Genomic DNA, 11876 nt, shown 5'->3' on the forward strand with positions numbered 1-11876 from the left:
GACGGCGGCACCCGGGAGTCCGGGTGCCGCCGTCGGAGGAGTACCCGCGAGCGCGGGTACCAGGGGCGGATCAGGCCTGGCCGACCTCGAAACGGAGGAAGGCCGTCACCGTGGCGCCGGCCTCGGTGAGGAGCGCGCCGACGGTCTTCTTGCTGTCGGTGACGGACGGCTGGTCCAGGAGGACGACGTCCTTGTAGAAGCCGTTGAGACGACCCTCGACGATCTTCTGCAGAGCCTGCTCGGGCTTGCCCTCCTCGCGGGCGGTGGCCTCCGCGATCTCGCGCTCCTTGGCCACGATCTCGGCGGGCACCTCGTCGCGCGAGACGTACTGCGCCTTGAGCGCGGCGATCTGCATGGCGGCCGAGCGGGCGGCGGCCTCGGCGGACTCGCCCTCGCCCTGGTAGGCCACCATCACGCCGACGGCCGGCGGGAGGTCGGAGGAGCGCTTGTGGAGGTAGACCGCGACGGGGCCGTCGAGCTTGCCCACGCGACGCAGGACCAGCTTCTCGCCGGACTTGGCGGAGAACGAGACCACCGCGTCGGCGACCGTCGACCCGTCGAGCTCGGCGCCGTTGAGGGCGTCGAGGTCGGAGATGCCCTGGGAGGCGGCGACGTCGACGATCTTGTCGGCCAGCGCGATGAACTCGGCGCTCTTCGCCACGAAGTCGGTCTCGGAGTTGAGTTCGATCATGACACCGTCCTTGACGGCGACGAGGCCCTCGGCGGTGGTGCGCTCCGCACGCTTGCCCACGTCCTTGGCGCCCTTGATACGCAGGACCTCGACGGCCTTGTCGAAGTCGCCGTCGGTCTCCTCGAGTGCCTTCTTGCAGTCCATCATCCCGGAGCCGGTGAGCTCACGCAGACGCTTGACGTCGGCAGCGGTGTAGTTCGCCATGGTGGGGCGACCCTCCTAAAAAGAGTTCGTGATGTGTCGGAAGTTGTTGACGTCGGCCGGCGGGCGCGATCGACTCCACCCTAGACGCCTCGGCGCCGGGGGACCCTCGCCCACCGTCACCGACACGTCGGGCCCGGCCCCCGGGAGATCCCGCGTGGGGATCGTGGGCGGCCGGGCCCGACGTGCTCGAGCTGGTGGTGGGAGATCAGGCCTCGGTGGACTCGGCCGCGGGGGCCTCCGTCGCAGCGGGCTCGGCCTCGGCCGCGGGGGCGTCGGTCGCGGTGGCGTCGGCTGCGGGAGCCTCGGCCGCCGTCTCACCCTCGGGTGCCGCGGTCTCACCGGTCACCTGGTCGAGCTGCTCGGCCTCCCACTCGGCGAGAGGCTCGGCCTCCTCGCCGGTGGCCTTGCCCGCCTGTGAACGGGCCTTGAGGCCCTCGGCGACGGCCGAGGCGATGACCCGGGTCAGGACGCTGACCGAGCGGATCGCGTCGTCGTTGGCCGGGATCGGGTAGTCCACGAGGTCGGGATCACAGTTCGTGTCGAGCAGGGCCACGACCGGGATGTTGAGCTTGCGTGCCTCGCCGACGGCGATGTGCTCCTTGTTGGTGTCGACGATCCACACCACGGACGGCACCTTGGTCATGTCCCGCATGCCGCCGAGCGTGCGCGCCAACTTGGTCATCTCACGCGTGAGCATGAGAATCTCCTTCTTGGTACGGCCCTCGAACCCACCCGACTGCTCCATCGCCTCGAGCTCCTTGAGGCGGATGAGGCGCTGGTGCACGGTCTGGAAGTTGGTGAGCATGCCGCCCAGCCACCGCTGGTTGACGTACGGCATCCCGACCTTGGCGGCCTCTTCGGCGATGGCCTCCTGGGCCTGCTTCTTGGTGCCGACGAACAGGACCGTGCCGCCGTGGGCGACGGTCTCCTTGACGAACTCGTACGCCTGGTCGATGTACGTGAGCGTCTGCTGCAGGTCGATGATGTAGATGCCGTTGCGGTCGGTGAAGATGAACCGCCGCATCTTCGGGTTCCAACGACGGGTCTGGTGACCGAAGTGTGCGCCCGCGTCGAGCAGCTGCTTCATGGAGATAACTGCCATGGAAGTGTTGAGGGGCTCGTCCGGCTTGTAAGCAGCCGGACCGCGAGGCCCTCGTCCTCGCTTTCTGGTGTGTATCGGGTTACGCCCGAGAAACCGGGTGGTCTCGGGCCCTGGTGTCCGCACCGGACCGAACCCCCGACGAGCAGGGGCACCTACGGGTCCGGTGTCCGGTGAAGCCGGGGCTGTTCGGCCCAGGGTCCGGATGCTCCTCCCGTGGGAGGCGCAGGACACGCGAAGTCAATCGACGTCAGTCGACCGCATCGGCAATCATAACCCGCCCGCGCCCGCACTCCAACACGCGATCGATAGCCGTCCTACCCCTGTGGACCCTCGTGGACCCCGTCCACAGCGGGATCCTTCGGTCGGGTCACCCACCACGCCTCCGGGTCTACTCGATCCATGAGCCCCCCGACTCCGACCACCTACTCGCCGTGCCGCCGACCGACGGTGATCGCCTCGACGGCCGCGGCGGTGGCCGCCGCGGCGTTCGCGACCCTCGTCTCGGTCCCTCCCGCGGCCGCCGTCCCGGAGCCCCCTCGCCGGGACCTGAGGGGGCCGCTGCACGGTCCGGTGTCGGTGGTGACGCCCTTCGACCCTCCCGCCGAGCGCTGGCTGTCCGGCCATCGGGGGGTGGACCTGGCGGCGCCACCACTGACGACGATTCGTGCACCCGCCGGCGGCACGGTGCTGTTCGCGGGGCCTGTCGGCGGTCGTCCGGTGATCTCGATCGATCACGGCGCGGGTCTCCGCACGACCTACGAGCCGGTGCGGGCCACCGTGCGCACCGGCGCCGGCGTCACCACCGGGGACGCGGTGGGACATCTTCTCACCGGCCACGCCGGGTGCCCCGTCGACTCGTGCCTCCACTGGGGCGCGCGCCTGGCCTCGGGTGGGCCGTCGGGGGACGACGACTACATCGATCCGCTCAGCCTGCTGGCGGTCGATGCCAGGCCGATCCGCCTCAAGCCGACCCTTCCCGGCGACGGGGTCGGCTGACCCCTCCCCGGACCGAACCGGTCAGGCCCTCGGATGGGCGCCCCGGTAGGCGGCACGGAGCCGCTCCGCGGAGACGTGGGTATAGATCTGGGTGGTCGCCGGCGTCGAGTGACCCAGGAGTTCCTGGACGTGGCGGAGATCGGCTCCACCCTCGAGCAGGTGGGTGGCGCTGCTGTGGCGCAGTGCGTGGGGGGAGACCCGCGGCGATCCGGGAGTGGCGGACGTGACCTCGTTGACCACCCGTCGCGCCGCCCGGGGGTCGAGGCGCCCTCCGCGCGCCCCGAGGAGCAGGGCCGGACCCGAGGCGGCGGTGACCAGCGCGGGCCTGCCTCCGTCGAGCCAGGCGCGCAGCGCACGCTCGGCGGGCGGGCCGTAGGGGACCGCACGCTCCCTGTCGCCCTTACCGGTCACCCGCAGGAGTCGACGCCCGGTGTCGACGTCGTCCACGTCCGCCCCGCAGAGCTCGGCCACACGGACGCCGCACGAGTAGAGCAACTCCACGACCAGGCGGTCACGCAGGGCGATCGGGTCGCCCTCCGCGGCCCCGAGCTCGGCGGTCCGGATCGTCTCGGCGGCCTGAGCCCGATCGAGTACCTGGGGCAGGTGACGTTGCGCCCGGGGCGCCTCCAACCTGGCCGCCACGTCCGTGGGGAGCACACCTCTGCGGTAGGCCCACGTGCTGAACGACCGGGCGGCGGCCACGCGCCGGGCGATGGTCGACCGGGCCGCGCCGGCCCCGACCTGCGCGGCCAGCCAACCCCTGAGGGCCGGCAGGGTGAGGGCCGCGGCGAGATCGGTCACCCTGACCGGCCCGTCGCCGTCCGCTCCCAGATGCGCGATCAACGCCCGGACGTCGGAGCGGTACGAGCGAGCGGTGGCCTCCGAGCGCGACCGGCCGGTTCTCAGATCCTCGACGTAGTCGTCGATGACGTCCTCGAGTGGAGACCGGGCCTCGCCGTGGCTGTCGCCCGACCCGCCCGGATGTCCCATGGGTACCAATTGTCACTTGTGCCACCACGAGGCGCAAGGGGCGCCCTCATGTAACCATCTGGCCTGCGGCGCCGCTCGCACGGCCCTTACTCGGCGGGCGGCTTTCGGTCCTCGGGACTTGAAGTCTCCTCGGAGGCCTCGACTTCAGCGGTGCCGTCCGCAGTGTCAATGGCGGGTGAAACATCGTTGTCGACTTGAACATAGCCGTCCGCGTGATGCGCGAACGTGCCACGCGCCCCCGACTCCACAACGGCAGGGAGCCGATCCATCGCGGTTTTCAACTCCTCCTCGGTGTGGTACTTGATGGCGATCTTCAACGATCGAGCGCCACTCTTTGCCTCCTTGAAGGCGATGTCGACGCTGTTGGTCTGACCTCGCTTGAACAGTGTCTTCGCGGCGTCGTAAATGGCTGAAGCCGCGATACTCGCCCCGATGCTCATGACGGAATCCAGCATTAGGTCGAAGACGACTCTGAGAGCCGGGACTGCCGAGAGTTGGTACAACCGCTCGCCAGACGCCGACGGATCGAGAGCCCGGAGAAGGACGGCGGCCGCTCGTATCTCGTCATCCGTGAAGTGGTGTGCGTCCCCCGCGACCTTTACCGGGGTATCGACCGTCTCTTCACCGTCGAGCGGGTTCATGAAGGTGATGGACATGCCTCCGAGGCCATCGATGCCAGCTGCCCTCACCGCGCTTTGGTACGCCTCCCATCGAGTCTCGTCGACGTCGAACTCGACCCACGCTTCGAGATATCCCTCGTCGTTTCGCCGCGTTCCGCTGTCGACGTTAGACACGGAAACCGGGCGGGCCGAGTCATGCGCGATGGACACCGGGATGGTGCCGCTACGCACTACTTGTGCCAGTTCTTCGATCGTCTCCTCGGCCAACTGCATGCCGCCATATGCCTCGACCGGCCGGCTCGAAGCCAAGATTCCATGTGTGCGTACCGTAGTCACAGGGATCCTCTCTGTTTTCCCGAGATGGAGCGACAACCACAGGCTTGTTCGCTCGTGTGCGACATCCAAGGCGCTGGCGACCGGTGCGACCATCAGGACCATAACCCAAGGGTCTCAAAGCTGAGAACAGTGTCCACTGTCAACGTCGCCTCGCGCCCCGTGGTCACCAACCGCCCGGCGGTTCGGGAGAGCAGTTGGCAACCGCCTCTACTGTAGGGTCGCGATGAGGCCTTCAGCGGCCAACTGAGCCGAGTCTCGACTGCGATTCGGGCGGATCGTTCGACGTCCGGTGGGGATCGGCGCTGCACGAGTGCGCAGGCCCGTTTGCCCCTTACCATCCGCTTATAGGGTCGGATGGAAACCGGTCAGCGTCGAGATCCCTCACGTCGCGCGCGATCCACACTCGGAGGCATCGCGCAACTCTCTTCGGTCCGTCTTCAGCACTTCTGCGCCTGCCGTGACTCCACTGTCGCGTTCGCCCAGACATCCCGGACCTCGTTTGAAAGAACGCCTCTGGCAAGAGCGCCATTATCAGCGCGCTGCGGCTCTCGACGTTTCCCGCGTCTGGTCGACCGACAGTTTAGTTCGCCGCTGAACGTGACCTCGACGGTCGGGAGAGGCCGGTCGTGCAGGTCGAAGTGACGGCTAGGTAAGGGTTCTGACCGAAATTGGGAAGGCCGTTTTCCTGGCTGAGGTCCTCCACGCCCATGAGAACTTGATTCGCACCACCAGCGTCGCGACCGACCTGGACGTACCACGACGGAGCGTCACCAGCTGGTCGGTCTCCGAGAGCGTTGCCGAGGACCCGGAACCAGCTTTGCGCCGAAGGATTTCGCACGTCTACAGTCCGACGCTTCGCGATGCTGTGCGAGACCTTGACGGTGGCGAACAGTCGCAACTGCACGACGTCTTGAAAAACTTGATCGGTTCCGATCACGATGCCAAGCCCGGATTCGAGAGTGCGGACACCATGTCGCCCACGAGCGGGGCGAACCACCCGCTCGCGGTGGGCACGCGCGATGCCATCCAGGGCTTCTTCACCTGGACGACCCCGCCCAATCCTGAGCACATTTTTGGCTTGAAACAGCAGTACCTGGAGTTCCATCGTATTGCTCGACTTCTGAGAATCCAGTTTCAGCCCAATTGAGCACGCACAACTGTGGGTTGTCGACCGCGACCACGCCCGCGCCGTCATCCACAGCTCCCTGGGGCGGGACGAAGGGGGTGCACTGCTCAACGGCCTCACCGGGCACCCCACAAAGGAAACGCGCAGACTTGGAAAAATCCTCTCCGCAACCACCACTCCGCAGCCAGTTAGTCGACAACGACTGACCGAAGCGATGGTGATGACCACGAACCGTAGACCCTTTGCAGCTCGCGGAAGGTGCGAGGTCAGATCCTAGCTCGCAGCTAGACTGAATTAGTGATCAGCCAGCAGGAAGTCGAGGACAGTCTCCGCCTAGGCTATGAATCTCGCTCGTTCGAGGTCAAAGGACCGGGGACCATCACCGATAAGCAATACGTCGCCCGCGTAGTGCGGGCCGCGATGGCAATGGGGAACCTGCGCGACGGCGGCCAGGTGTGCCTCGGCATTGACGACGACCAGATGACCGCGATGACACCGGGCCTTCCCCTTGGTCAGGCGAACGAGTGGACCGACTACGACAACGTGAACGACCAGTTCGCTAAGTACAGCGACCCGCCAGTCACCTTTCACCTCCACTGCTTCAGGCTCAGTTCCGGCGCCACCGTCGTCATCATCGATGTTGAGGAATTCGACATCGACCTGCACATCTGCAAGAAGGACTACCCCGTCGTCCTTCAAGCAGGTCAGACCTACGTCCGGCCCCGCGGAAAACCGCAGTCCAGCCCTGTTCCTTCGCTGGTCGACATGCGCGACCTTCACAACTTGGCCATCGATAAGGGCGTCCGAGAGTACTTCCGGCGCTCGGAGCACGCGAGCGCACCGTTCACGTTCACAGCGCCGCCAACCCCCGAGATGCTGGACACCGCCGCGTTCGACCTCGAGGCGGTCGAAGCGTGGGCGGTACCGTCATCGGTCGACAACCCCATCGAAGGTGCCCTAGGCGCAGGCATCGTCCGGCCCGCTTACACCGACGTTTCGGTTCGCCCCGGCCCGTACGACCCCGACCGCATCCGTTCAGACGAGCTCCAGTCGTTCGTCGCAATGCAAGCCGTCCGGCTTCGCGGCTGGCCGGTTCCGATGGTTAGCAGCCGCGACCGGGTCGCCCATCACGGAAACTGGGTCGGGCAGGACCTGCAGGCCGACGTGACGCCACACGTCGAGTCATGGCGGGTCTTTTCCAGCGGCCATTTTCTCCAGCGCCGGGTCATCGTCACCGATCTGCGCGACGCCACCGAACTGCGGCCCGAAGACCCTGCGGCCACCGGAGCGGTCGCGGTCTGGGACATCCTGCTGTACCTGGTGGAGGTCGCCGAGCTCGGCGCCCGCTACGCCAGTGCTCTGGGGGTCGAAACCGTCAGCATCGACGTCAGCCTGAAGAACATCGACGGCCGCGAACTCATCTCCGGCGAGAGGAGGCGACAGCTTCACGGTCCCTACGTGACTCATGCTGCAACGCTCACCGCGAACGTCGTGCTGAAGTCGCCCGCACTATTGGCCACCCCCAGGGCTGTAGGCGTCGATCTCACCCAACAGATCCTGCGGAAGTTCGGACTCAACGTGGCCGACAAGACCCTAATGGATCTCCAGGACAACATCCTCGACAAAACCAACCTCAACCATTAATTGGACTTAGACGAGGGCGTGATAGAAGTCCCGAGCCGTCAATGCGTGCTCAATAAACAGGCGCATGGACGGCAAAAGCACCGGAACCTCGGTGACATTGTCGACATCGAATTCCAGCCACGACATCAGGCCCACATGCGGAAACGACGGGTCCGTTTAGACCGTGGCCGACACCGTCCAACGTGGTTCCGACGAATCCGACCCCCTACAAAATCGCCCCCAGAACCCGACGATGACAACAGTGAAAGCATCCGACTCGAAAGACGCACCGGTGCGGACGCTCTCCACAAGAGTCAGCCCACCGGGATCGAAGAATGGAGGCCGCCACCCGCTGACCTCAACCACCCTTCGGGACCGCGCACTGCCGCGCCCGTGGAAAGCAGCCGAAGAGTACCGCCCTCGTGGTGGCGACGCCGTCCTCGCGGACGCCACGATCTCCGCCGGCGCGGCCGCGCAAAATCGGCTGATGATCGACGTTGAAGTCCTCCAGCGTCTTAATCTGTGGGAAGCGTGCAGCCCGAGTGCGGACCTGGATGCCGGAGGCTTCCCGGTCGGCGAACTCCTCGTAGGTCCAACCCTCTTCGCGGGCGGTATCGGCGAGATCGGCGCACACGCTGGTAATGGTCGGTGCCTTGAGGACCCGAGCGGCGTAGGCGACCTGGGAAGTGGCGTCGTTGCTCATGCCGGTACCTCCGAGCCCAGGGCCACGCCACCGGGGAAGTTGACGTCGCAGAGGTCGTCGTAGTCGCTCAGCGAGCGCACCACCGGATCGGTGAACGAGCTCGTCGCAGGTTGCTGGCGGACCCGGTCCCAGTACTCGACTCGCAGCTGCTTAGCCAGCTCCACATGCTCCGGGCTGGTCACTGTGCCCCGGCGGGACCAGCTGCGGTGGTGCTCGGCCGCCACGTCCCCCGCGCAGGTCACCGCGACCGTCTGCAGGCCGGCGACGACCTCGACCAGCCGCCCGATCACCCGGGGGTCGACCGAGTAGTCCACCGAGTCGATACGGACGTAGTAATCCCGTGCCAACCTCACCTTTGAGCGAATTCCGGTGGTTGGAGCGATCGGCGGCAGGTCGAACATGCGGCCCCGGTCCTCCGCGAGCGCATCCACGGGGCGAGCACCGAGCACCCGCACAGTGCGATTATTGGCCGTGGCCCGCCACTGGGTCAGCTGGGCATTGAAGTCGTCGGGGCCGGCGAACTGCCGGCCCGCCAAGAACGACCCGCTGAGGTAGCCGTTATGGCGTTCCACCATGCCCTTGAACTCCGGGTCCCGAGGCGGGGCGATCACCAGCTTCGATGACAACGTCCCGGCGAACGCTACTGCGCCGATGGTCGGCTTGCCCGCCGAGGTGGCGATCGCCGACTCGCGGTCCCACCACAGGCGGTGGGTCACCGCACCGAGCTGGCCCATCAGCAGCCACATCCCAGCTAGAAAGTCCCCGGCCGTGCGAGAGGTAATCAACGTCGCGGAGATGAACCGCGAGAACGCCAACGTCATCACCAACACCGGCGTCTGGGCAATCTGGCCACCACCCAACGGGATCGGCGTCTTCGGGAACCACAAATCGCACTGCGTCGTATCGCCTGGCTTGTGCTCAATCCGGTCCGCCGGGTCCACCCCGCAGTACTCCGGACGGATCGCCCGCACACGGTCCTTCAGGACCGTCATCGAGTGCGGCCACCCGATCCGCTCGGCGATCACCGTGGCCGACATCGTCGGGTACTCCGCCAGGAGCTTGCGGATCTCCGGCTAAAAGGCGTCGACCAACGATCCCTTGCGCGCCCGCGTGTACTGCGGCGGCTCAGTCGAGGCCAGCGCCGCGCGCACCGTATTCCTCGCTATCCCTAACCTCCTCGAGATCTCCTTGATCGGAACCCCTTCGCTGTTGTGCAAGCGACGCATCTCGGCCCACTGCTCCACTGCAATCACCTTCCCAGGGTCGGGAGGGGTCAAACTTCACCCGTCAACCGGGGGTCAGTATTCACGCGCCGTCGACACCGAGAACTCCGCACACTCAGCACGGGGCGGAAAGTGCACCTCGGCGGGCGACAACTACGTTCACTGTTGCCTCGAAAAGCTACCTGTACCCGCGCGGGCTCACGTCGATGTCCGGCCTGCCGAGGATGTACTTGGACACGATCTAGAGCACTCACGGCGGAACGAGCCGCCATGGAGTTCTTGGATGTTGTCACGTCTCCGGTGGTTAGGGTCAAAGACGATGTCGGACCGTTCAAACTGCGGAGGCGTTGACCGCAACGGGATCACGATAAGCGAGCCAACTGGATGCGTCCTTTCGCTCCAATTCAGCGGCCGCACTACGCGCACTCGAAGCTAGCGCTGACCGTGCACGCGTCTTGCTCATGCTCGCAAGCGCTACCCGTTGCCCGTGGGACAGCCCTCGCACCGCCCGAGTGCGAGATCGTCGCTGGCCCAATCGTGGACCGCCCGGGTGATCGTGGCAGGGTCGTCCAGGTCGACCGACTTGTAGATGTGGCCGACCAGATCCGTCGGCATCTTGTCGATTGACGAGTCTTTAAGCAGCAGGCATCGTCGACCGGCCATCAGCATGGCGCCGACCTCGATGACCAGGTTGTAGTTCATCCCACGGCCGCGGCGGTCCTCGAAGAACGCGACACCGTAATTGCTCGACCACATGTAGGCCTGCACGTTCCCCCACAGATCGTCCACGAGCGCCCGCTGGGACGCCAGCAGGAAGCGCAGACCGTGGCCGCCGAGCGCGACTTCCGCAGCCTCCAGGGCCCCCGCCACGGGGTCGGGACCATTTGGCTCCTCGTGGCCCATGGGAAAGCGGGTCATACCGAACACGTGGCTGGCAGACGGTGAGAACTTCGTGAAGTCGGCGACCGGCCGCACGAGCTGTGGCGGCGCTAGAGAGGCTGGGATCAGCGGGTGTCGCATGTGGCCGAGGTCAGCGCCACCCGGCAAAGACTCGGCCAGCAGCGCGGCGGCGTCCGCACCGATGAGCTCCGCGATCCGCTTCTTGCCTAGTGGAGTCAGCCGCCAGGCGCCGTGCGCCCTGGCGGGTGTGACCCGCCCGTTGTTCCTGAGAGTGCTTAACACGTTGCCAATTTTGGCGGGCGGCGGAAGGGCAGTTTCGAGGAAAAGGTCCATTACGGCGCGCCCAGTGAACGTGTCGTCATCCGAGCGCCCGGAGGCTATCGAAGCCAGCACGACCACCTGTTCGGAGATCGGCATCCGCTGAACGCGGACGCCGACCGCCTTGTCGGTCACTCAGCGCCCCCGTTGGAACTCGCTTTCTTTGTCGACTTCCGGGTGCGGCGCGGTTTTGGGGTGTCCTCGAAGTTGGAGTCGATCGCCTTCTTGCCGGTACGTGGGATGTAGAAGCGGGTGGCGTCGTGGCCCTCTGGCGCGATAAGGCTCAAGTTAGTTGCGGTCGCCCAGTCACGAGCGTAGTTGCCCGGCATGTCTTCCCGCGCCGCGAGGAGGGCGGACCTTACCTCGTCGCGGTTGAAATCCGTGGCGCCCTTGATGGCCGTAAGGTAGAAGCCCGTAGCACAGATTTTGTGCGGGAACGTCTTGGCTCCGGAGTCGTCAAGGAACTCGCCCAGGGTCATCCGCTCATCCCACTTGAGGCCACGGCCACCGCTGTCTTCATCCATACCGCCGCCACCACCGCCGCTACTACCGGCCGGATCGCCACCACCCGGCCGGGGCACAGGGACGCCAACCAGCAGCCCGATTACAGCGTTCATGGTGCGCTCGTCGACCCCGCGCTCGATCGAGACGCCAGGCCCGGTCACCTTCACGGTCGCGGGCAAGTCGGCGGTTCTGGCGCCCTCGGTTTCATCAGTCATGCCTACATGAAACCATCTCCATGTATACACAACAAGACCTCGTGTAGACGTGCTGAGATGCACGATGTCGACATCCGGGTTCGCGGCAGGTCTGTCACCGCAGGCGCATCGGTGCGCTGCTGCTGTAAGCCTTGGTGCCCGGCCCAAAACTCTTGCCAAGTCCGGTGCAACGGGTGCGCCATTTGGTCCACACCCTCCGGCTTTGGCCGGCACCTAGGACTGCACCGTGGACTCCCCGCAGGATCGTCCTGCGGTGGAGCCCTCGACAACGTCGCCTATCTCTGAACCTCCCTGGATCTGTCGGAGGGTTCCGATCTAACAAGGA

At 66.1% G+C, this 11876-nt stretch carries 10 protein-coding genes and 1 pseudogene; 3 read left to right on the top strand and 8 right to left on the bottom strand.

From position 1 onward, the window contains the following. Window positions 1-70: 70 nt before the first annotated feature. Together tsf and rpsB are read right to left on the bottom strand one after the other, a co-directional pair. On the bottom strand, window positions 71-895 hold the full coding sequence (gene tsf / locus G6031_RS08630) for a translation elongation factor Ts (RefSeq protein WP_179525458.1): 825 nt from the start codon (window positions 893-895) through the stop codon (window positions 71-73). A 205-nt stretch (window positions 896-1100) separates the two neighbouring features. Further along, window positions 1101-1997: a 30S ribosomal protein S2 gene (rpsB, locus tag G6031_RS08635; protein WP_182653020.1), complete on the bottom strand. Its 897-nt coding sequence runs from the start codon at window positions 1995-1997 to the stop codon at window positions 1101-1103. A gap of 399 nt (window positions 1998-2396) precedes the next feature. Between rpsB and G6031_RS08640 the strand changes: the two genes are divergently transcribed. Continuing rightward, window positions 2397-2993 carry a M23 family metallopeptidase gene (locus G6031_RS08640; protein ID WP_182653021.1) on the top strand — a complete coding sequence of 199 codons (597 nt, stop codon included), beginning with the start codon at window positions 2397-2399 and terminating at the stop codon, window positions 2991-2993. A gap of 21 nt (window positions 2994-3014) precedes the next feature. Here the strand turns inward: G6031_RS08640 and G6031_RS08645 are convergent, their stop codons facing one another. Both G6031_RS08645 and G6031_RS08650 read right to left on the bottom strand, forming a co-directional pair. Next, window positions 3015-3983: a tyrosine recombinase XerC gene (locus G6031_RS08645; protein WP_182653022.1), complete on the bottom strand. Its 969-nt coding sequence runs from the start codon at window positions 3981-3983 to the stop codon at window positions 3015-3017. An 86-nt stretch (window positions 3984-4069) separates the two neighbouring features. Next, window positions 4070-5041 carry a hypothetical protein gene (locus G6031_RS08650; protein ID WP_182653023.1) on the bottom strand — a complete coding sequence of 324 codons (972 nt, stop codon included), beginning with the start codon at window positions 5039-5041 and terminating at the stop codon, window positions 4070-4072. Between the two features lie 613 nt (window positions 5042-5654). Between G6031_RS08650 and G6031_RS08655 the strand changes: the two genes are divergently transcribed. Together G6031_RS08655 and G6031_RS08660 are read left to right on the top strand one after the other, a co-directional pair. Further along, a complete protein-coding gene (locus G6031_RS08655) occupies window positions 5655-6086 on the top strand; it encodes a hypothetical protein (protein WP_182653024.1) in 432 nt (143 codons plus the stop codon). Between the two features lie 276 nt (window positions 6087-6362). Then, a complete protein-coding gene (locus tag G6031_RS08660) occupies window positions 6363-7709 on the top strand; it encodes an RNA-binding domain-containing protein (RefSeq protein WP_182653025.1) in 1347 nt (448 codons plus the stop codon). Window positions 7710-8046: 337 nt separating this feature from the next. Here G6031_RS08660 and G6031_RS08665 read toward each other — a convergent pair whose 3' ends face one another. The 4 genes and pseudogenes from G6031_RS08665 to G6031_RS08680 all read right to left on the bottom strand — a co-directional run bounded on the left by G6031_RS08665 (window position 8047) and on the right by G6031_RS08680 (window position 11551). Continuing rightward, complete coding sequence (locus G6031_RS08665; RefSeq protein WP_182653026.1) at window positions 8047-8391, bottom strand: hypothetical protein; 345 nt, start codon at window positions 8389-8391, stop codon at window positions 8047-8049. Then, a pseudogene (gene istA / locus G6031_RS08670) lies at window positions 8388-9644 on the bottom strand (IS21 family transposase). The gene G6031_RS08665 and the pseudogene istA overlap by 4 nt, the downstream one beginning before the upstream one ends. A gap of 444 nt (window positions 9645-10088) precedes the next feature. After that, entirely contained in the window at window positions 10089-10967 is an 879-nt protein-coding gene (locus tag G6031_RS08675; RefSeq protein WP_182653027.1) for a hypothetical protein, read from the bottom strand. Beyond that, complete coding sequence (locus G6031_RS08680) at window positions 10964-11551, bottom strand: hypothetical protein (RefSeq protein ID WP_182653028.1); 588 nt, start codon at window positions 11549-11551, stop codon at window positions 10964-10966. The genes G6031_RS08675 and G6031_RS08680 overlap by 4 nt, the downstream gene beginning before the upstream one ends. Between the last annotated feature and the right edge of the window lie 325 nt (window positions 11552-11876).

Source organism: Dietzia sp. CQ4, assembly GCF_014145125.1.
Classification (GTDB): domain Bacteria; phylum Actinomycetota; class Actinomycetes; order Mycobacteriales; family Mycobacteriaceae; genus Dietzia; species Dietzia natronolimnaea.